Source organism: Paraburkholderia sp. FT54 (assembly GCF_031585635.1).
Lineage (GTDB): Bacteria > Pseudomonadota > Gammaproteobacteria > Burkholderiales > Burkholderiaceae > Paraburkholderia.
Genome location: NZ_CP134195.1, coordinates 3,007,733 through 3,026,935 on the forward strand (window position 1 = coordinate 3,007,733; position 19,203 = coordinate 3,026,935).

General features: G+C 61.1%; 22 protein-coding genes and 1 tRNA gene. 11 read left to right on the forward strand and 12 right to left on the reverse strand.

The genetic code is table 11. The annotated features are described in order from the left end of the window. Nucleotides 1-230 precede the first annotated feature (230 nt). The 4 genes from parC to RI103_RS13915 all read right to left on the reverse strand — a co-directional run bounded on the left by parC (nt 231) and on the right by RI103_RS13915 (nt 7,475). Nucleotides 231-2,555, reverse strand: a complete 2,325-nt coding sequence (parC, locus tag RI103_RS13900) for a DNA topoisomerase IV subunit A (protein WP_310812548.1) — start codon at nt 2,553-2,555, stop codon at nt 231-233. 69 nt (nt 2,556-2,624) lie between these two features. Next, entirely contained in the window at nt 2,625-4,610 is a 1,986-nt protein-coding gene (locus RI103_RS13905) for a DNA topoisomerase IV subunit B (protein ID WP_310812549.1), read from the reverse strand. 342 nt (nt 4,611-4,952) lie between these two features. After that, nucleotides 4,953-6,893, reverse strand: coding sequence for an ATP-binding cassette domain-containing protein (locus tag RI103_RS13910; RefSeq protein WP_310812550.1), 1,941 nt, complete (start codon nt 6,891-6,893; stop codon nt 4,953-4,955). A 180-nt stretch (nt 6,894-7,073) separates the two neighbouring features. Next, complete coding sequence (locus RI103_RS13915) at nt 7,074-7,475, reverse strand: DUF4399 domain-containing protein (protein ID WP_134456770.1); 402 nt, start codon at nt 7,473-7,475, stop codon at nt 7,074-7,076. 199 nt (nt 7,476-7,674) lie between these two features. Between RI103_RS13915 and RI103_RS13920 the strand changes: the two genes are divergently transcribed. Genes RI103_RS13920 through gpW form a run of 4 tightly spaced genes read left to right on the forward strand, consistent with a single transcriptional unit; the run spans nt 7,675 to nt 9,917 of the window. Continuing rightward, nucleotides 7,675-7,872, forward strand: a complete 198-nt coding sequence (locus RI103_RS13920; protein ID WP_310812551.1) for a hypothetical protein — start codon at nt 7,675-7,677, stop codon at nt 7,870-7,872. Nucleotides 7,873-7,900: 28 nt separating this feature from the next. Continuing rightward, nucleotides 7,901-8,674, forward strand: coding sequence for a toprim domain-containing protein (locus tag RI103_RS13925; RefSeq protein WP_310812552.1), 774 nt, complete (start codon nt 7,901-7,903; stop codon nt 8,672-8,674). Between the two features lie 13 nt (nt 8,675-8,687). Continuing rightward, a complete protein-coding gene (locus tag RI103_RS13930) occupies nt 8,688-9,656 on the forward strand; it encodes a terminase gpA endonuclease subunit (RefSeq protein ID WP_310812553.1) in 969 nt (322 codons plus the stop codon). Nucleotides 9,657-9,668: 12 nt separating this feature from the next. After that, nucleotides 9,669-9,917, forward strand: coding sequence for a gpW family head-tail joining protein (gpW, locus tag RI103_RS13935; RefSeq protein ID WP_310812554.1), 249 nt, complete (start codon nt 9,669-9,671; stop codon nt 9,915-9,917). Here gpW and RI103_RS13940 read toward each other — a convergent pair. Beyond that, nucleotides 9,874-10,956: a phage portal protein gene (locus RI103_RS13940; protein ID WP_310812555.1), complete on the reverse strand. Its 1,083-nt coding sequence runs from the start codon at nt 10,954-10,956 to the stop codon at nt 9,874-9,876. The two genes, gpW and RI103_RS13940, sit on opposite strands and share 44 nt — an antisense overlap. Before the next feature lie 161 nt (nt 10,957-11,117). Here RI103_RS13940 and RI103_RS13945 point away from each other — a divergent pair, with 161 nt between their 5' ends. The 7 genes from RI103_RS13945 (at nt 11,118) to RI103_RS13975 (ending at nt 13,958) form a co-directional block, all read left to right on the forward strand. Continuing rightward, the gene (locus tag RI103_RS13945; RefSeq protein WP_310812556.1) at nt 11,118-11,333 is read left to right on the forward strand and encodes an Arc family DNA-binding protein; all 216 of its coding nucleotides are present in this window, start codon (nt 11,118-11,120) and stop codon (nt 11,331-11,333) included. 91 nt (nt 11,334-11,424) lie between these two features. Further along, nucleotides 11,425-11,784, forward strand: coding sequence for a hypothetical protein (locus tag RI103_RS13950; RefSeq protein ID WP_310812557.1), 360 nt, complete (start codon nt 11,425-11,427; stop codon nt 11,782-11,784). Then, on the forward strand, nt 11,781-12,332 hold the full coding sequence (locus RI103_RS13955) for a glycoside hydrolase family 19 protein (protein WP_310812558.1): 552 nt from the start codon (nt 11,781-11,783) through the stop codon (nt 12,330-12,332). Before RI103_RS13950 ends, RI103_RS13955 begins: the two co-directional genes overlap by 4 nt. 73 nt (nt 12,333-12,405) lie before the next feature. Then, nucleotides 12,406-12,891: a hypothetical protein gene (locus RI103_RS13960; RefSeq protein ID WP_310812559.1), complete on the forward strand. Its 486-nt coding sequence runs from the start codon at nt 12,406-12,408 to the stop codon at nt 12,889-12,891. A gap of 8 nt (nt 12,892-12,899) precedes the next feature. After that, nucleotides 12,900-13,115, forward strand: coding sequence for a hypothetical protein (locus RI103_RS13965; protein ID WP_310812560.1), 216 nt, complete (start codon nt 12,900-12,902; stop codon nt 13,113-13,115). Between the two features lie 37 nt (nt 13,116-13,152). Further along, nucleotides 13,153-13,581, forward strand: coding sequence for a hypothetical protein (locus RI103_RS13970; RefSeq protein ID WP_310812561.1), 429 nt, complete (start codon nt 13,153-13,155; stop codon nt 13,579-13,581). Further along, entirely contained in the window at nt 13,578-13,958 is a 381-nt protein-coding gene (locus RI103_RS13975) for a DUF1353 domain-containing protein (RefSeq protein ID WP_310812562.1), read from the forward strand. Before RI103_RS13970 ends, RI103_RS13975 begins: the two co-directional genes overlap by 4 nt. Before the next feature lie 30 nt (nt 13,959-13,988). Here the strand turns inward: RI103_RS13975 and RI103_RS13980 are convergent, their stop codons facing one another. From RI103_RS13980 to RI103_RS14010, 7 genes are all read right to left on the reverse strand, one after another. Continuing rightward, entirely contained in the window at nt 13,989-14,825 is an 837-nt protein-coding gene (locus RI103_RS13980; protein WP_310812563.1) for a hypothetical protein, read from the reverse strand. 173 nt (nt 14,826-14,998) lie between these two features. Next, nucleotides 14,999-15,211, reverse strand: a complete 213-nt coding sequence (locus RI103_RS13985) for an excisionase (protein WP_310812564.1) — start codon at nt 15,209-15,211, stop codon at nt 14,999-15,001. A gap of 505 nt (nt 15,212-15,716) precedes the next feature. Next, complete coding sequence (locus RI103_RS13990; protein ID WP_310812565.1) at nt 15,717-15,944, reverse strand: hypothetical protein; 228 nt, start codon at nt 15,942-15,944, stop codon at nt 15,717-15,719. A gap of 286 nt (nt 15,945-16,230) precedes the next feature. Continuing rightward, nucleotides 16,231-16,497 (reverse strand): pyocin activator PrtN family protein, encoded by a 267-nt coding sequence (locus RI103_RS13995; RefSeq protein WP_310812566.1) that lies wholly within the window; start codon nt 16,495-16,497, stop codon nt 16,231-16,233. Beyond that, nucleotides 16,494-17,699, reverse strand: a complete 1,206-nt coding sequence (locus RI103_RS14000) for a phage integrase central domain-containing protein (RefSeq protein WP_310812567.1) — start codon at nt 17,697-17,699, stop codon at nt 16,494-16,496. The genes RI103_RS13995 and RI103_RS14000 overlap by 4 nt, the downstream gene beginning before the upstream one ends. A 168-nt stretch (nt 17,700-17,867) precedes the next feature. After that, nucleotides 17,868-17,942: transfer RNA gene (locus RI103_RS14005), tRNA-Arg, on the reverse strand. A gap of 246 nt (nt 17,943-18,188) precedes the next feature. Then, nucleotides 18,189-19,151: a helix-turn-helix domain-containing protein gene (locus RI103_RS14010; protein ID WP_310812568.1), complete on the reverse strand. Its 963-nt coding sequence runs from the start codon at nt 19,149-19,151 to the stop codon at nt 18,189-18,191. Between the last annotated feature and the right edge of the window lie 52 nt (nt 19,152-19,203).

Consider the following 19,203-nt stretch of genomic DNA (forward strand, 5'->3'; position numbering starts at 1 on the left):
TGTTTTCCTCTCCCGACGACGCCACACCGCTTATAACGAGCGGCTATTGAGCGCATTCGACCACGCGCTATGCACGCAGTTCCATGGCACTTGTGGCTTTCACGTCGTTTTTGTAGTTGTTATCGCAGCATGCCCACTGTCATGGCAATGCTGCTCCCCGGTTTTGCACTATGCACGACAAGCGCCTCGCATGCTAGCAGACGCTTGCCGTGTTCCAGCGTCAAGTTTTGTCAAACGGCCAGCACCGGACGCATGCCTTCGAGCTTCATCTTGCTCTCAGGTGCGCGGCCCTTGCGCGCCCGCTTGCCGATATGCGGCGCGAGCGCGGCGCCGCTCACCTTCTCTTCGTCGACGCGGCCGCCACGGCGCGTGCCGATCAGCACGACACCCGCGTTGTTGATGGCCAGCGCCTGCACCAGCGTTTCCTTGTCGTCGAGACCCATCAGCGTGACGCCGCGGCCGCCGCCTGAGAGCGTCTTCATCTCGTCGAGGCCGAACACCAGCAGACGCCCGCCCGAGGACAGACACGCAATGTTCGTCGCATCCGGCAGCATCGGCATCGGCGCGAGCGGCGCGGCGCCGGCGTCGATCGTCATGAACGACTTGCCTGCCTTCACGCGGCTCACCATGTCGCCGACCTTGGCGACGAAGCCGAAGCCGTTGCTCGAAGCAAGCAGCAACGCCTGATCCGCGGACGCCGCGTAGTAATGCATCAGATGGCTGCCCGACTCCAGCTCGATCAGCGATGTGACCGGCACACCGTCACCGCGGCCGCCCGGCAACATCGCCACCGCGACCGAATAGACGCGGCCGTTGCTGCCCCACGCGACCAGCGTGTCCGGCGTGCGGCACTGGAACGCCGCATAGAGGCCGTCGCCGGCCTTGAACGTGAAGCCCGCCGCGTCCAGACCGTGGCCCTTCAGCGCGCGCACCCAACCCTTCTGCGACACCACGACCGTCACCGGCTCATCGACCACGCGCGCTTCGAACGTCGCGCGCTTTTCCTGCTGGATCAGCGTGCGGCGCTCGTCGCCGTATTGCTTGGCGTCGCCTTCGATTTCCTTGATGAGCAGGCGCTTCATCGCCGATTCGCTGCCGAGCAGTTCTTCCAGCTTGGCCTTCTCGTCGCGCAGTTCGGCGAGTTCCTTCTCGATCTTGATCTTTTCGAGCCGCGCCAATTGACGCAAGCGGATTTCGAGAATGTCTTCGGCCTGGCGATCGGACAGGTCGAACGCGGCCATCAACGCGACCTTCGGTTCGTCGGATTCGCGAATGATGCGGATGACTTCGTCGATATTCAAAAAGACGATCATCCGGCCTTCGAGGATGTGAATCCGGTCGTCGACCTTGCTCAAACGATGGCGCGTGCGGCGCGTCACCGTGGCGAAGCGGAACGCGATCCACTCGTGCAGGATTTCGCTCAAGCCCTTCTGACGCGGCCGGCCGTCGCCACCGACCATCACCAGATTCAGCGACGCGTTGGACTCGAGGCTCGTATGCGCGAGCAACGTGTTCACGAAATCGGTCTGATCGATGCGGCTCGACTTCGGCTCGAACACGAGACGCACCGGCGCGTCCTTGCCGGACTCGTCGCGCACCGCGTCGAGCAGCGCCAGCATGGTCTGCTTGGTCTGCAACTGTTCGGGCGTGAGCGCCTTCTTGCCGAGTTTGATCTTCGGATTGGTCTGCTCTTCGATTTCCTCGAGCACCTTCTGCGCGGCCGTGTTCGGCGGCAGTTCGGTGATCACCAGTTGCCACTGGCCGCGCGCGAGCTCTTCGATTTTCCAGCGGGCACGCACCTTGAGGCTGCCACGGCCGGATTCATACGCCGCGGAGATTTCCGCTTCGCTCGAAATGATCTGGCCGCCGCCTGGAAAGTCTGGACCCGGAATGTGCTGTACCAATTCCGCGTGCGTGATCTTGGGATTGCGGATCATCGCCACGGTGGCGGCCGCGACTTCGCGCAGATTGTGCGAGGGGATTTCCGTGGCCAGACCCACCGCGATGCCCGACGCGCCGTTCAGCAGCACGAACGGCAAGCGCGCGGGCAGCAGCCTCGGCTCGTCGAACTCGCCGTCGTAGTTCTTCATGAAATCGACCGTGCCCTGGTTGATTTCATCGAGCAGCAGTTTCGCGATCGGCGTGAGGCGCGCTTCCGTGTACCGCATCGCCGCCGCGCCGTCGCCGTCGCGTGAACCGAAATTGCCCTGGCCGTCGATTAGCGGGTAGCGCATCGAGAAGTCTTGCGCGAGACGCACCAGCGCGTCGTACGCGGACTGGTCGCCGTGCGGGTGATACTTACCGAGCACGTCGCCGACCACGCGCGCCGACTTGACCGGCTTCGCGTTGTCGGACAGACCCATGTCGTTCATCGCGAACAGGATGCGGCGCTGCACCGGCTTCTGGCCGTCGCACACATCCGGCAGCGCGCGGCCCTTGACCACGCTCACCGCATAGTCGAGGTACGCGCGTTCCGCGTAGTTGCCGAGCGTGAGAAAGTCGCCCTCCGGGGGCGGCGGCTCGGTGAAAAGGTCGAGAGTGTTATCGTCGTCCATCTAGATTCCGTATCCGTGTTTGGCGTGGAGTTTTTCGTGCGAAGTCAGAGCGCGGACAAAACCGCGCGCTCAGATATCCGCTTCCACTTCGTTGCCCTTTTCTTCCAGCCAGCTGCGGCGGGACGCCGCTTCGCCCTTGCCCATCAACATGGTCATGCGCGCGACCGTGGCGTCGTAGTCGAGTTCGCCGAGCGCCACCGGACTCAGGCGCCGCGTGTCGGGATTCATCGTGGTGTCCCACAACTGTTCCGCGCTCATTTCACCGAGGCCCTTGAAACGGCTGATAGACCACTGCGTATCGCGCACGCCGTCCTTGCGCAGCTTGTCGAGAATCGCTTCGAGTTCGCCTTCGTCGAGTGCATAGAGCTTCTGCGCCGGCTTCTTGCCGCGCGCGGGCGCATCGACCCGGAACAGCGGCGGACGCGCCACGCACACATGTCCGCGTTCGATCAGCTGCGGGAAATGCTTGAAGAACAGCGTGAGCAGCAGCACCTGAATGTGCGAGCCGTCGACGTCCGCGTCCGACAGAATGCAGATCTTGCCGTAGCGCAGATTCGACAGATCGACCTTGTCGTCCGGGCTGTGCGGATCGACGCCGATCGCTACCGAAATGTCGTGCACCTCGTTATTGGCGAACAGGCGGTCACGCTCGGTTTCCCACGTGTTCAGCACCTTGCCGCGCAGTGGCAGGATGGCCTGGTATTCCTTGTCGCGGCCCATCTTCGCGGAGCCGCCCGCCGAGTCGCCCTCGACGAGGAACAGTTCGTTGCGGCCGATTTCCGTCGATTCGCAATCGGTCAGCTTGCCCGGCAACACCGCGACGCCCGAGCTCTTGCGCTTCTCGACCTTTTGCCCGGCACGCGTGCGCGCCTGCGCCTGCTTGATGACGAGGTCGGCGAGCTTCTTGCCGTGTTCGACGTGCTGATTCAGCCACAATTCCAACGCCGGCCGCGCGAACGACGACACCAGCTTGACCGCGTCGCGGCTATTCAGCCGTTCCTTGATCTGCCCTTGGAATTGCGGATCGAGCACCTTCGCCGACAGCACGAACGACACGCGCGCGAACACGTCTTCAGCGAGCAGCTTGACGCCCTTCGGCTGCAGGTTGTGCAACTCGACGAAGCTCTTCACCGCCTGGTACAGACCGTCGCGCAAACCGGATTCGTGCGTGCCGCCCGCGGGCGTGGGAATCAGGTTGACGTACGACTCGCGCATGAGCGTGCCTTCCTCGCTCCACGCGACGACCCACGCGGCGCCCTCACCTTCGGCAAAGGTCTCTTCGCTCGCGCGCGAGTTTTCCGCATAGCGCTCTCCCTCGAACAGCGGAATCAGCAGGTCGCTGCCGTTCATGCCTTCGAGCAGATAACCGCGCAAACCGTCTTCGTATTTCCAGCTTTGCTGTTCGCCGGTTTTCTCGTTGATCAGCGTGACTTCGACGCCCGGCAGCAGCACCGCTTTCGAGCGCAGCAGTCGTTGCAGTTCGCCGAGCGGCAGGTTCGGCGAATCGAAGTACTTGGGATTGGCCCACGCGGTGACGCGCGTGCCGGATTTCTTGTCGCCTTTCGCGGCGGGCCGCACTTCGAGTTCCTTGGCGACGTCGCCATTGGCGAAACTCAGGTCGGCGACTTTGCCGTCGCGCCACACGGTGACGTCGAGGCGCGTGGACAGCGCGTTGGTGACGGACACGCCGACACCATGCAGACCGCCCGAGAAGGTGTACGCGCCGCCGGCGGCTTTATCGAACTTGCCGCCCGCGTGCAGGCGCGTGAAAACGATCTCGACGACCGGCACGCCTTCTTCCGGATGCAGACCGAACGGAATGCCGCGGCCGTCGTCTTCGACCGAGACCGAATGGTCCGCGTGCAGCGTGACCGTGATTTGCCGGCCGTGGCCACCAAGGGCCTCGTCCGACGCGTTGTCGATGACTTCCTGAATGATGTGCAGCGGATTCTCGGTGCGGGTGTACATCCCGGGCCGTTGCTTGACCGGCTCCAGGCCCTTCAACACCTTGATCGACGCTTCGCTATACGCGGCGTTTGGCTTTTTCGTAGACATGGTTGACTCGGGTGCGTCGGTTCATCGTTGTCCACAGGTCCTGTTCACAGGTCTGTGGACAATGCGTTGAGTTTTCAAAAAAAGCGAAACGAAACAACGGGGTTAGGTGGGGTGCCCGCAGGGCGGGCAAGCTGTTTTGTCGCCTGGCTTCCGTGGGCGCGCTCGACGGCGGCTCGCAGCCTGTCCTGCATCTGGCAGGGCGGACGACGTCGACGCTGGCGCAAACGCCAGGAAGCCTGTTCGCGGGGTATTTTACTGATTTCACTACGAGCGGCAATTCACGACGTGCGGGATTGGCCTTCTGGATAAGGGACGGCGGTGATCCCGCGCCGCCCTTACGCCTCATTTGCGCCGGTTTTCAAGCTCGTCCCAGCGCTCGAGCGCAACCAGCAGTTCTTCGTCGATCACGGCATAGCGCTCGGTCAAACGCGCGCCTTCCTGTGCGTCTTTGGCGAACACCGAACCGTCTTCGAGTTGAGCGCCAATCGTTTTCTGCTCGGCTTCGAGCGCGGCGATTTTTTCCGGCAGCGCCTCCAGCTCGCGCTGCTCCTTGAACGACAGCTTCGCGGCGCGTTGCGGCGGATTGCGGCCCGCGGAACTGTCTTTGGCCGCGGCCGTGTCTTTGCCCGCGTCCTTGCCGGCTTCTTTGCGCGCGTCGAGCGCCATTTGCTGCGAGCGGTCGCTCTGGATCTGCCAGTCGGTAAAGCCGCCGACATACTCGCGCCACTTGCCGCCGCCTTCCGACGCGATCACCGAGGTCGCGACGTTGTCAAGGAACGCGCGATCGTGGCTGACCAGTAGCACCGTGCCGTCGTATTCCGTGAGCAGTTCTTCGAGCAGTTCGAGCGTGGGAATGTCGAGGTCGTTGGTCGGTTCGTCGAGCACCAGCACGTTGGCCGGACGCGCGAACAGACGCGCGAGCAGCAAACGGTTGCGCTCGCCGCCCGACAGCGACTTGACCGGCGAACGCGCGCGTTCCGGCGCGAACAGGAAGTCGCCGAGATAGCTCATGACGTGCTTCTTCTGGCCGTTGACTTCGACCCACTCGCTGCCCGGGCTGATGGTGTCGGCGAGGCTCTTTTCCAGATCGAGCTGCGCGCGCATCTGGTCGAAGTACGCGACCTGCAGATTCGTGCCGATGCGCACCGTGCCTTCGTCCGGCGCCAGTTCACCGAGGATCATCTTCAGCAGCGTGGTCTTGCCCGCGCCGTTCGGGCCGACAAAGCCGATCTTGTCGCCGCGCATGACGGTGGCCGTGAAGCTGTCGACCACCGTGCGCGTGCCGTAGCGCTTGGTGACGTCGGTCAATTCGGCGACGATCTTGCCGGACTTCTCGCCCTGGCCCACGTCGAGCTTGACGTTGCCCTGCACGTTGCGGCGTTCCGCGCGCTGGTTGCGCATCTCCACGAGTCGCGCGATCCGGCCGACGCTGCGCGTGCGGCGCGCCTCGACGCCTTTGCGAATCCACACTTCTTCCTGTGCGAGCAGCTTGTCGAACTTGGCGGCTTCCACTTGCTCGACCTCGAGCTGCTGCGCCTTGCGCGTCTGATAAGCCGAGAAATTGCCCGGATACGACAATAGACGCCCGCGATCCAGTTCGACGATGCGCGTGGCGACGCGGTCGAGAAACGCGCGGTCGTGGGTAATGAAGAGCAGGCCCGCGCGCAGCGAGACCAGCAGGTCTTCCAGCCAGCGGATGCCGTCGAAGTCCAGGTGGTTGGTCGGCTCGTCGAGCAGCAGCACGTCGGGTTGCACGACCAGTGCGCGCGCCAGCGCGACGCGCTTTTGCATGCCGCCCGACAGCGAGCCGACCCGCGCCTCGCCGTTCAGGCCGATCTGCTGCAGTGTGGTCGCGACGCGCGTGCTCCAGTTCCAGGCGTCCGAGTGATCAAGCGACGATTGCAGCGTGTTCATGCGCGACATCAGCGCGTCGTGCTGCGGACCTTCCGGCTCGTCGGCGAGCTGGTTGGCGACCGCGTCGTATTCGTCCAGCAGCGCGCGGGCGTGCGTGAGGCCGGCGGCGACCGCGTCGAACACCGTGTCGTCCGTGTCGAACTCCGGCTCCTGCGGCACGTAGACCGAAGTCAGGCCCTGCTGACGCGTGACGAGGCCGTCGTCAGGCTTGCTCAGATCGGCGACGATTTTCAGCAGCGACGACTTGCCCGCGCCGTTGCGGCCGATCAGCCCGACGCGTTCGCCCGCTTCGAGAGAGAAATCCGCGTGATCGAGCAACGCGACGTGACCGAACGCCAGTTGGGCCCCGGTAATGGTGTAAAGCGACATGGAGAATTGGAGAAGACAGCGATGAGTCGGAACTGCCCATTGTACCGGGCGCGCGGGCGGGTGCCTGCATGCCGGAAGAGATAGGTCAAATGGCCGGCTTGCCAAACGCGGACAAGCCCGGTGCACATGATGAAGATGCCGGGCGGCGCTTGCACGCGCCCGGCTGTCTCGTGCGGCGGCTTACTTCACGTGCACCGTGATCGTCTTGCTCATTTCCGGACCATACGAACGATGCGCGCCGTCACCGAATTGCAGCGTCAGCGTGTGGTCGCCCGGCGGCAGCGTCAGATCGGTTTCGGTCTGGCCTTTGCCGAAGTGCAGCGACTTGTCGTTCGCGGGGATGACCTCGCCCTTGGGCAGCGGCTTGCCGTCCACCAGCAGATGATGGTGTCCCGTGCCCTCTGTCATCGTGCCGGCTGGCGCGATCTTCATGCCGTCGACGCCGAATACCACGTGGACGGGATTGCTGACGGTTGCGCCGTCCGCCGGCTGCACGAACGACACGCTTGCGGCCTGCGCCGCGCCGGATACGGCGAGCAATCCGGCCAATGCCGCACCGACCAACCATTTGTTTTTGAACATCGTTTTTCTCCTTTGTGGGAAACGAGAGTCATGCGCGGGCCATGTCGGCGACGACGGCGCCCTGGTGGCTAGGTCGATCGTCGCCGTTCATGCCGGGCGCCCCGGCGCGCCGGTCCAAAAGATCAGCTGCGGATCAGAGCATACACGCTGTGTGTGACGGGATCTGGGCGATTACGACCTGCTTTCGTATGTGCTTTCGGTGAATCTCCTGCGCCGGCATCTGACGCCGGGCCAGCATGCGGCGATCGTCGCTGCTGCAACAAACTGGCTCGAGGCGCAGACGCACGGCGGCGATCGTAAGTCAGCGCAAGTGGCAACGTTGCCGCTTGATACTATCGCCGACCGCGCGGCCAAGTCGGGCGCCAGCGAACGCACCCAACGCATGCCCGACCGCTGACAAGCCGAACAAGAGGAATGGTGCCTATTTGTTGTGGGTAGGCGGCCAGCGCGGCTACTTCAAAAACTTCGCAACCGACGACGACTATTGCGAATGGCGTTCAGATCGCCCAGTTTCGATTGCCGACCAACGAGCGATGGATGAACGCATCAAGCGCTTGCGCGATCAGGAATGCGCAGCGCGCGCCCAAGCGATTTCGGCGGCGCGGGCTCACTGGGAATCGCTGCCGATCCTCACTGATTGGCACGCATACATCGAGCGCAAGGGACTGACGCTGCAGGGATGCAAGGGCGTGCGCCTTGACGGCGACGATCTGGTTATCCCGATGTATCGCGGCGGCGCGCTAGTGAGCCTTCAAAACATTTCGATGGGCGGGGAAAAGCTTTATCGGAAGGGATGTCCGACCCGGTGTGCTTCGTTCGTCATGTCTCGCGCGAAAAGTGCCGTCACCTGCTTCGTCGAAGGGTTCGCAACTGGTTTGGCGGTTTTTCAGATTGTGCCAAATTCATCGGTGGTCGTCTGCTTCGACGCACAAAACCTATTGGCGGTCGCGAAGGAAACCAAGATCCGCGGCATGGGCGTTGTGTGTGCCGATAACGACTGGGAAACGCAACATGACAAGGGCATCAACAAGGGCGTCGAGAACGGCCGTAAGGCTGCCGAAATGATCGGTTGCGGTGTCTCGTTTCCGGAAGGTATCAAGGGCACCGATTGGGCCGATGCGTTGCAGGAGTGGGGCGATCGGGGTCCGGCGAAAGTCCGGATGCAGATCATGAAGGGCGCGAAGCTGGTTATGAAATGAAGGGAGGCGGTGCTTGGAGGTCAAAGACGATCCGCTTGAGCGTCAGACATTCATCAACACGACGCTCGGCGAAACCTACGAAGACCGTGGTGATCGCGCGCTGAAAGAAGACGCATTGGTGGGCCGTTGCGAGGTTTGGCCAGCCGAAGTGCCGGACGGTGTGGCCGTCATAACTGTCGGCGTAGACACACAGGATTATCGATTCGAGGTCGAGGTGATCGGATGGGGACGCAACGAAGAAAGCTGGTCGATCGCGCATGAGGTGATTGAGGGCGACATGGAAACGCCGGACCCGTGGAATCGTCTGGACGCGTTTCTCAAGCGTCTCTGGTATCGGGCCGATGGGCGTGGCTTCGAAGCAATGGCGGTGTGTATCGACTCGGGCGGACACCACACGCAGAAGGTTTATGACTTTTCGAAGGAGCGGCTCGGGCGTCGCGTGTGGGCGATCAAGGGCGAGTCGGCCGTTGGTGGAAAGCGCAATCCTGTGTGGCCGACGAAGAAGCCTAGTCGGCGCACGAAGGCCACGTTCCGACCAGTCATTCTCGGTGTGAATGCTGCCAAGGACGTGGTCCGCGAGCGGCTTCACAGAGAGGTGCCCGGGCCCGGGTACATGCACTTTCCGACTGACCGGGACATCAACTATTTTGCGCAGCTCACATCTGAGCGCGTGATCGTGAAGGTATCAGCCGGTCAGAAATTCCGCGTGTGGGATTTGCCGCCAGGGCGAGCCAATGAAGCGCTTGATTGCCGCGTCTACGGATATGCAGCGCTGTGCGGCTTATCGCATCTTGGCCTGAAACTTAATGCGACGGCTGACGAGGTAAAGGCAGCGCATACGTCATTGCCGTATGTCGCGCCGAAGCCTGAACCGGACACGCCAGTCGTAGAGGCGCCTATCGCCACAGCACCGCGTGGCCTGTCAATCACGGTCGCGGGGTCTGGCGGTTCAGGGCTCTCCAGAACAAGCCAACTTGCCTGAAAGGGACTTTTTATGGGCGCTTACGACGGCCGCAGCCGAGCGGACCTGCAGGCGCAATTGACAGCGTTGCTGTCGGCATACGACCAACTGATTGCTGGTCAGCAGGTTGCGCAAGCCAGTTATTCGCAGAGTGACGGCGCGAAATCAGTCACTTACCGCGCGACCGATCTCGGATTGCTCGACGGCGCAATATCAGTGCTTCAGCAGAAGCTCGGCATCATCCGGCGCGCGCGCCGTCAAATTCGCTTCGTATATCGCTAATGGACAACCCCGTACAGATTCTTGGCCCAGACGGCAACCCTAAGGTTTCGCCCGGATACAGGTGGGTCATACCCACGTCACCAAGGCGCGTGCCCCGCTCTTTGTGATATGAGGACCGCTCCTGCTGGTACGCACTTACCTTGTTGCTTCCGGCAACCGCCTCTTCGACGAGCTCGCCATCGAAGGGGCTCTGGATATATGCGGCAAAGAACGCATTGACGATCGCGGCGTCGAGTTCCGTGCCGTCATATTTGATCAGCATCTTGAAGCGCGTCAGCACCGGCGTGAGAAAACCAATACCGCGATGTTGCGCTGCTCTGTCGTGCTCAAAATGGTGAACGATGATCGGGCGCCCCCACTCCGTCTCGCGCAGGATGCGGTCCCAATGCACGGATTTGGCCGCACTGAACCAGTCGCCCTGGTGCGCGCGGCGAATGTAATATGCAACCGCTACACCGTCAGCATCGACTTCGACGCCGCCGCGCAGCACCTGCTGATCAAACTGCAACTGCGGATTCGACAGTCGGTCGGGATCAAGGATCTGCAGTGCCGTAGCGTACCGCGCGCGACCATAGCCGACACGCTCAGGCTTCCAGTGAAGCATCGAGAGGCTGTCGCCGTCGATCAACTGATGTCGGAAAGCCAACTGCATCATTTGAGGGAACGTCTGCGCCCGCTGCGCATCGCAATAAAAGCCGCTGTCGTGCGCCCACGCGCGCCAGTTCGCTTCAACCTGCTGCCCCCACTCGTCTGCCCAGACGTGATCGAAAGCCTTGTTGCCGGTCAGCGCCTGCAGAGAACGATAGTCTGGCTTCGCGATCGGACGGAAGTCCGGGCCAATGACGTTGTCGACGGTGCGCATTACCGCCGCGGTCGCCCATCCGTCGTTTCGGATCAAGTCCCGCGCACGCGAGACGATCCGGTCCCGATACATGTTGATCTCCCCATCGGGAGACCACAGGAACGGTTGCCAATCCTCTGTGTGCGCGCCGTACAGATCTGCGGCGTCGTAAGGCGCGTTGCTTCGACCTGCCAGCATGGACGCCCGATTCGGGCTTCGCGGCAACGCGTTGCCGCCGTGCGGGGCGCTCCTGTTTCAAAAGTCCTGTGGGTTGAAAATCCTTTGTGCTACCATTGTGCTATCACGATTCAATGATAGTACGGTAGTAGCACATAGGCAAGCACTCAGGAGAAATTTTTATGGCTCGAACCGACCCTCAAGTGAACATCCGGATGCCGGTCGAATTGAAGGAAAAGCTCGAGGCAGCGACTTCTGAATCAAACCGCTCATTGAATGGCGAGATCATCGCGAGGCTTGAGGAATCATTTGAGCCGCGCGCAGCCGCCGTTGAGATTGGCGAAAAATCGATGGATGAAATAGAAGCCCGAATGCGACGGGCGATCAAAAACAAGTAGCACCAAGCCGCCTTAGAGGCGGTTTTTTTTCGCCTCTACATAACGCGACCACCAGCCCTCTCCGGAGGGCTTTTTTTATTTCCGGGGATTCATGGAAGCCAAAGACATGTTGACGATGCCCGATCCAGAGTTCCGCGCGCACGTTGTCGAATACCTCGTTGCGCACGATGCGGCGATTGCGGAGAACACCAAGGTCACTCGCAAGGTGGAGGCGACGGCCGATCAGGTCGCCGAGGACACCGCGCTCATTCGCAGCATTCTGGGCGACGTCGCCGCCGGCGCGCGGTTTATGTGTCGCTTAGCGGCCGCGTGGCGGTTCTTTCAAAAACAGGTCTTCCTGCCATTCGGGCTGCCATTGCTCGGGCTTTACGGGCTTTGGTACTACACGCAATTCCATCGCTTTCCCGCCTGGCTTGCTGACTGCTTCAAGTTCCTGATGGCGGTGCTATGAACCTCACGCCGCAGATCATCGCGGCCGGCTGCGGCGCGGCGCCGTCGCGCGCGGCTCTGTTCGCACCGTTCATGCAACTGGCCTGTGACCACTACCAGATCAGCACGCCGCTCGACGTCGCTGCGTTTCTCGCACAGACCGGCCACGAGTCGCAGCGCTTGCTCTACACCCGGGAGCTCTGGGGCCCGACAGTCGCGCAGCGCGCGTATGAGCCGCCGTCCCAGAAAGCGAGCGATCTCGGCAACACGCAGCGCGGTGATGGCGAGCGGTTCTGCGGCCGTGGGCTTATTCAGGTCACCGGGCGCCGCAACTACACACTCGCCGCGGTCGGGCTTGACCTCGATTTGCTGAACCACCCCGAGTTGCTCGAACAGCCGGAGCATGCCGCGATGTCGGCCGCGTGGTTCTGGTTCAACAAGAAGCTGAGCGCGATCGCGCATGCGGGCGACTTCGTCACGCTGACCCGGCGCATCAACGGTGGCACGAATGGGCTCGCCGACCGGCAGGCGCTTTATACCGCAGCGAAGAAAGCACTCGGCGTAGCCTGACTACAAAACTCGCTCCGGAATATTCCGGAAATTATTCCTGCCACCTACGGGTGGCTTCTTTCGTTTACGGACCATGACCGACGTTACCCAAATCCACGAAGAGAAAGAGACGTTGACCGTCGACGTCAACATCCCAGGCCACGAGCCGCGCAAGACGACGGCGCTTTTCGAGCGCACGCGCAAGGCGCTGATCGCGCGCGATGGCGGTCGCTGTTTTGTCTGCAATGCCACGGCGGAGGAGAGCGCTCATCCGCTCGAGGCGCACCACCACCCGATCGAGCGCTCGTTCGCCGAGATGATCGACTGGGAGCGGTTCAAGTTCGACGCGCAGGCCGGCGTGTGGGGCGACGCGATCAAGGCATTCGACTGGGACAACTTCACTGATTGGACCCAGTTCGTCGACGACATGACCGTCAACGGCATGTTGCTTTGCAAGGCGCACCACATCGGGAAAGACGACGGCATGCATGCGCTGCCGTTCCCGATCTGGATCGCGCAAAAGTACGGCAAAGAGGGCTATCAGTTCTCGGCTGCCGAAGTCATTCACCACGCAATGTAGGAGCATTCATGGCTCAAAACTCAGCAGTCGTCACCGGCGGCGTTGCGATCTCGACCGCCACCCTCATGCCCGCAGTCGAGTGGGCGCTAGCCTTGGCCTTTCACGTACCGGTACCGGCCAGTGTATCGGCGCTCGTCGCCGGCGTACTCGCATCCGGCGCGCATGCCGCACTGAACTACATCGCCGCGCGCGTCGCCATGAAACAAGCCACTCCCGCGCAGTAACCTCCGCCGCGCCCGCGGCACTCTCTGGAAATCGCACATGAAACGCATTTTGCTGCTTGCGGCATGCATCGCCATGCTCGCCACTCTCTTTGGTTGCGCCACGGCTCCGCAGACACCCGCGCAGATCGCCGCGCGTGCGTGCCCGCTCGTGACTGACGAACTCTCGACGCTTTCGCAAGCGGGCCTGTTCACCGGCGGCGCACAGGACACGCTGACGAGCAAGATCCAGCCGGCCGTCGACAAGGTATGCGTGGCGTCGTCGACTGTGACTCAGGTCAACCTGCAATCGCTATCAAAGGACGTCGCGCCGCTGCTCATCAACATAGTGAACGCCTCGCAGCTCGCGAAGGACGACAAGTCGAAAGCCGTGCTTGTGATCGGCACCATTCAGGCGATGATCGACACCGCGCTCGCGACGGTCGTGCCGACGTCTACCGCGCCGGCATCGGGAGCGGTCGCATCGTGAGTGAATTTCTGTCTGGCGATCTCGACGCCGATCTCATCAAGGAGTCGCCGCCGACGTGGCGGCTGAACGAGCCTGTCATCTATCAGTCGGATGTGGCGGGGCAGACGTTCACGGTGCCAGCTGGTTTCGTCTCCGATCTCGCTTCAGTGCCGCGCTGGCCGGTGATCTACTTGCTTGCAGGTGGGACCGCCAACGAAGCGAGCGTCGTTCATGACTGGCTGTACTCCACGCACGCCGTGCCTCGCGCTGTCGCTGATGCCGTGCTTCGCGAGGCCTCAGCGGTAACCGGTGTGCCGGCGTGGCGGCGGTGGCTCATGTGGATGGGCGTACGGATCGGTGGCGGTGGTAACCATTGGAACGGACCGACCCCGGCTTGATGTGGCGTCGACGTCACCGCAGCGCTAGGCTTATGCGTCGCTATGAGTCCTGATGTCAGCGAGGAATTCGTTTATTACTGACTGCACTTGATCCTTCATGATATTGGCGCGCTTTCTGGCTTGAATTTCAAAATCGTCGCCATCGTCATCTACTTCGAGTTCTCGCCGAAGGGCGACTGAGGCCGGAACAACTAAGTCGATGATCGGGGAGAGTTCTGCAACTGTGAATTTTAGATAGTCTGCATGGAGTTCGTTTTTTTTGTTCGAAAGGTCAGCACGCTTGTCAGCAAGACTTTTCGCGAATTCCTGCTGCTGTTTGAAGGACCGTGATAGCACACCGAACGCGATGTCGTCGGTTTTGACAGCTTCGGTGAATGACCGCATGGCTGACAGAAGCCTTTTTATCTCGGTCTGTGAATCTTCGTACACAGCGTTTATGCTGCGAATTTCGGCTGCAAGGTTCTGAATCGGGAGTGCTTTGACCGACGCCCGTGTGAAGAGGCTCATAAACGCTGCCATAACCTGAGTGATAGCGTTGACAGACTCGTTTGTGCAGATAAGTTGGACCTTTGCAGCCAAAGCTAGAAACGGTTGGATGCCCGCGGCAGGGTTGACGGAAGCTATGTCTATCTCCGGTAGCTTCCCAGTGTGTGCGTTAGCGGTCGAAAATTCGGCGACGAATTCGAGGTAGACGTCCCTGCGCAGGTCGGCCTTCCTTTGCCTCGCCTTCTCCCTCTCGTCATGACCGAACTGCTTGACCAGGCGATCCGTATTGCCTCGATTAGAAAGCCAAACACCGCCAAGAGTTATGCATGACGCAACTACACCGGACCAAATCACGTCAGGCACACCAAGAAATTCAGCCATAGAATCGCCTCGTATTTTTTTGAATTTTATCCGACGCTGGGTATCGCGCTTAAACATTCTTTCCCCCGCTGGCGCACTTCAATCTGTCATCTGAGGTGCGGCAGCGGCTCCATCAACTGGAGCGTCGATCTAAGCCCAGCCTCTCGCTGGGCTTTTCGCTTTCTGCGACTGGCTCAACGACCGCCACTTTCTACCCACCGCTCGAATCCCTTCATAGAGATAAAGATGCCCCCATCGGGTGAGCGCAGGTACTCCCGACCTTCAACCCATTTCCCGTCTTCGATCTTCCTGCGAATCGCTTTCTGGCTTAGGCCAGTAATTATGGCGGCCAGTGCGATCGTGACGTACGGGGCGGTCTTTACTTGCAAAGCTAATTCGTTGGGCACTGAGTCTCTCCGTATCGATTCGCATGGCGAGGTCACGACGAATCCCTGTCAACTGCTCGCATTCCTTCTGCGCGGCCTCTGGTCACTCATCGATAAATAGTGCGAGACCGGTCGCGACCCAGCCGGGCCGGGTGCTCTCCGTTTGCCTTCCACTAGATGCGGCTCGGTTCAGCGAGGTGGTCTGCGCGCAGCCATTCTGCAGTGCCAGCAATCGCTACCAGTTCGGCTACAACGAGATCGCAGAGCAACTCGGCTCGCGCGTCTTCTCGTCTGCCCAGGTTCATTTGCGCATGTACTTAGACCCAAGCGCACCGGCCCAATACTTCTTCCCGTCCTTGTCCATCGACCACGGGTCGGAATGTTCGCGGTGACTGCGCGCAACGTAGTCATCTCCTGTAGCGCTCAGTCGCACGCGCTCTTCGCGGCGATGCCGACGATGCCACTTTGCCTTGCCGGGGCCTCCGTCTCAGCTGTAGTGATCCCCAGTATCGGAATTTTGCGTCGGCTACGACTCATCTCGGACCTCGTCCGCCCGGCGGGCATCCTCATAGTCGCCAATGAACTCGCCCAGCGCGACAAGCAATCCCGCGAGTGGCCCGCCTTCGCTCGACTCCGGAAGATCAAGGAGTGCGTTCAGCACCGACACAGCACCGTCGTACTCTGCCTCATTCGCGATCGGGTGCAGCAAAGCTTTCGCTTTTTGGACAATCAGATTTCGGTTCTCGTCACTCATCGTCCCCTCCTGGAACCAGCGTTGCTCCCAGACAGAGAGCCTGTCTTTTTTTAGATGTCGCCGGGGGTTGCCGCACATCCAGCAACTGCAGGGCGTCGGAGTGTCGACGACTTTGCCGAGTTCCTCCGACGTTAGTCGACGGCCCCACCAGTAGTAGCTGCGATTCCTTCTGATTCGCGCCCGGTCCGCCCGGCGCCGCGCTGTACCTGCCATGTCACACCTCAGTTTCGAGAGCTGAATGTGCGAAAGCCCGCTCGCGGCGGGCAATGGACGAATACTAGCAGGTTCAGATCCGAACGCCCATCTGTTCAAGTTCTTTTATCGCTTCCGCTCGGCGTGCATCGATGTAGTCGGCCAGATCCTGAATGTGAACTCCCTTGGCACTCTTTGCTGATCGCTCCATGCGTATCATCGGCAATTTCACCTCGCCAATGTTTATCTTGCGAATAAGCTTGTCAGTGCTGAGGTGTGGGAAATAATCACGACATACGAGATCGATAGGGACGACAGCCGTTGCGTCATACTGGGCCAGAAGCAGAAACACTGTTTTCATGAGCGTGTTTGGTCGGAGAGATAATCCGCCCACTGCTGCATCATCCTGCGGCGCTCAGGCAGGTACTCCGCGTGCACATAAGCAGCCGTTACCTGATTCCGTTCCGCATGCGCCAGTTGTCGATCGACGACGTCGCGGCTGTAACCGATCTCGCGCAATACCGTCGCCGCCAGCCCACGGAACCCGTGGCCGGTCATCCGGGATTTGTATCCCATGCGATACAGGGCGAAGAGCATGGTGTTGTTGGAAATGGGGCCGCGGCTCCTACCCTGAACGCTGTAGAAGACGTGTTTCTCGGCGCCGTTGAGTTTCCTCAATTCCGCAAGGACTTCGAGCGCCTGTTCCGAAAGAGGCACGATGTGCGGATCGCGCATCTTCATGCGCTCGGCCGGAATCCGCCATTCGCGAGCCTTTTCGTCGATCTCTGTCCAATCGGCGTTGATCATTTCGGTCGTGCGCACGAAAGTCAAAGCCATGAATCGGAGCGCCAGGCGCGTCACGACGTCGCCCTGATAGCCGGCGATATCGCGCATGAGTTGCGGGATCTCGATCGGCTTGACGCGCGCCATGTGCTTGACGCCGGCGCCTTTCTTCAGCACGGTTTCAGCGTCAATGTCGGCGGCCGGGTTGCGTGAGCATCGTCCGGTCATGATCCCGTACTGAAAAACGGCGCGGGAGCGCTGAAGGACGCGCTTGGCCGTTTCGCGCACGCCGCGGGCCTCAATCGTCCGGATGATCTCCAGCATGTGCGGCGCTTCGATGTCTCCGATCGGTTTGGCGCCGATTTTTGGGAACGCGTCGACTTCCAGCGAATTGATCACTTTGCCGGCGTAAACTTCGGTCCAGCCAGCTTTCTGCGACTCGAACCACTCGCGCGCCATAACTTCAAACGTTGACGACGCCTCGATCGCGCGAACGCGCTTCACTTCCTTTTTTTGCTCAGACGGGTCTTTGCCGGCGGTCAGCAGTTGCCGTGCAGCCAGACACGCTTTCCGCGCATCCGCCAGGCTGACTTCGGGGTAAACACCGAACGATGCCAGTTTTTCCTTCCCGTCAAAACGATACTTCATGCGCCAATAACGCGAGCCGTTCGGCATCACCTGGACATAGAGCCCCTTGCCATCTGCGAGTCGATAGGGCTGTTCTGCGGGCTTGGCCTTGCGCACCTGAAGCTCGCTTAGCGGCGCGATTTGCTTGGGCATGATGTTGGGGGTATCAAATTTGGGGGTATTCGGCGATACACCCACCGATACCCCCAACCATTCTGGTTTGTGTTGGGAAGGTATGGGCAATGATGGCAGCAAAAAGCCCCGCAGCGCAAGGCATACGGGGCTTTTCTAGGCAAATCTGGGTGTTGCTGGGAAGCTAGTTGGTCCCCCTGACAGGAATCGAACCTGTATCTAGCGCTTAGGAGGCACTTGTTCTATCCATTGAACTACAGGGAGATGGACCTTTGCAATGAGACGACCGACCCCGTTCTGCTATCGCCTTGGGCTTGTCCCGTGGGCGTTTCGAGACGGGTAATCACAGCTTCAATCCTGCCAGTCGGCCCTCGTTGGCGCGCCAAGGTGCGCCAACGAGGGCACAGAGTATAGCAAAAACGTTCAGAACGAAAGGCGCTGCCGAGGCTTGGGTAAGAGAAAAAGAAGTCGAGATCGACGAGAGACAGAACGCAATCCGTCGCCGGGACGCTACCGCATTTCGGCGCGAAGCTCTCGCACCCCCCGCCCGAGCCTCTTACGCAGCAAAGTCCGCAATGTCGCCGAGTCGGCGTAGCCAACCTCGCTCGCAATGGTCTCGAGGTCGTAGCCAATCGAGACGAGGTTCTGCGCCCGTTCGATGCGCAGATCCTGGAAGAACGCCAGTGGCGACTTACCAAGCACGGCTTCGGTACGGCGCTGCAAAGTGCGCGGTCCGACGGACAACGCAGCCGCTGCCGCCTGAAGCGAAAACCCCGAGGAAAGATTGTCGCGAGCCCATCGCTCGAATTGCGCGACCAACGGGTCGGCGTGGGCGAGGTAATCGGGAATGATGTATTCGGCCTGGGATGAACGCTTGTCAATGAGCATGAAGCGGGCAACGAGCGTCGCAAGTTCGGGACTTGCCTGACGCAGCAACCATAGCGCGAGGTCGAGATGGCCCATCGCGGAACCCGCCGTCACTACGCGATCCGAGGCGACGACCATGCGTGAATCATCCAGATTGACGGCCGGATAGCGTTGCCGGAAGAAAGGCGCCAGTGACCACGTGGTGGTTGCCTCGCGATCATCCAGAAGCCCGGCTTCGGCCAGCAGGAAAGTACCGATACAGGCGGCCGCGACGCCGACGCCGTCAGCGTGCCACGTACGCAGGTGCGCCATCGCGTCGCGCGCGTCTGGACCCTCCAGCGCCTCGATCAGGCGCTCCGGTTGCCTGACATTCGGCGCGGGCACCACCACCCAATCCGGGCGGCGAACGGTGCTTGCCGGTTCGACTGAAGTCGACAAGCCATGCGCAGTACGGATGCGTCGGCGCACGCCAACGAGCCTTACATCGAAGGGTGGTGCGGCGAATCCCTGGGCGGCGGCCAGTTCGTTGGCCGTCGCAAAAGTATCCAGTAGTACCGTGAGCCCGGTGTCGAACAGGCCGTCAAGCGCGAAGATGACCAATCGCATGTCGCAAATAACGCCATTAATGTCATTTGCGACTATAGCCTCGCTCCGATCG

What these genes read in the sequence shown, in the direction of transcription:
- RI103_RS13955 (WP_310812558.1), top strand. Translation starts at nt 11,781, where the DNA reads ATGAACCTCACGCCGCAGATCATCGCGGCCGGCTGCGGCGCGGCGCCG.
- RI103_RS13915 (WP_134456770.1), bottom strand. Translation starts at nt 7,475, where the DNA reads ATGTTCAAAAACAAATGGTTGGTCGGTGCGGCATTGGCCGGATTGCTC.
- RI103_RS13960 (WP_310812559.1), top strand. Translation starts at nt 12,406, where the DNA reads ATGACCGACGTTACCCAAATCCACGAAGAGAAAGAGACGTTGACCGTC.
- RI103_RS14000 (WP_310812567.1), bottom strand. Translation starts at nt 17,699, where the DNA reads ATGCCCAAGCAAATCGCGCCGCTAAGCGAGCTTCAGGTGCGCAAGGCC.
- RI103_RS13940 (WP_310812555.1), bottom strand. Translation starts at nt 10,956, where the DNA reads ATGCTGGCAGGTCGAAGCAACGCGCCTTACGACGCCGCAGATCTGTAC.
- RI103_RS13945 (WP_310812556.1), top strand. Translation starts at nt 11,118, where the DNA reads ATGGCTCGAACCGACCCTCAAGTGAACATCCGGATGCCGGTCGAATTG.
- RI103_RS13990 (WP_310812565.1), bottom strand. Translation starts at nt 15,944, where the DNA reads ATGAGTGACGAGAACCGAAATCTGATTGTCCAAAAAGCGAAAGCTTTG.
- gpW (WP_310812554.1), top strand. Translation starts at nt 9,669, where the DNA reads ATGGGCGCTTACGACGGCCGCAGCCGAGCGGACCTGCAGGCGCAATTG.
- RI103_RS13950 (WP_310812557.1), top strand. Translation starts at nt 11,425, where the DNA reads ATGGAAGCCAAAGACATGTTGACGATGCCCGATCCAGAGTTCCGCGCG.
- RI103_RS13905 (WP_310812549.1), bottom strand. Translation starts at nt 4,610, where the DNA reads ATGTCTACGAAAAAGCCAAACGCCGCGTATAGCGAAGCGTCGATCAAG.
- RI103_RS13910 (WP_310812550.1), bottom strand. Translation starts at nt 6,893, where the DNA reads ATGTCGCTTTACACCATTACCGGGGCCCAACTGGCGTTCGGTCACGTC.
- RI103_RS14010 (WP_310812568.1), bottom strand. Translation starts at nt 19,151, where the DNA reads ATGCGATTGGTCATCTTCGCGCTTGACGGCCTGTTCGACACCGGGCTC.
- RI103_RS13970 (WP_310812561.1), top strand. Translation starts at nt 13,153, where the DNA reads ATGAAACGCATTTTGCTGCTTGCGGCATGCATCGCCATGCTCGCCACT.
- RI103_RS13965 (WP_310812560.1), top strand. Translation starts at nt 12,900, where the DNA reads ATGGCTCAAAACTCAGCAGTCGTCACCGGCGGCGTTGCGATCTCGACC.
- parC (WP_310812548.1), bottom strand. Translation starts at nt 2,555, where the DNA reads ATGGACGACGATAACACTCTCGACCTTTTCACCGAGCCGCCGCCCCCG.
- RI103_RS13995 (WP_310812566.1), bottom strand. Translation starts at nt 16,497, where the DNA reads ATGAAAACAGTGTTTCTGCTTCTGGCCCAGTATGACGCAACGGCTGTC.
- RI103_RS13980 (WP_310812563.1), bottom strand. Translation starts at nt 14,825, where the DNA reads ATGGCTGAATTTCTTGGTGTGCCTGACGTGATTTGGTCCGGTGTAGTT.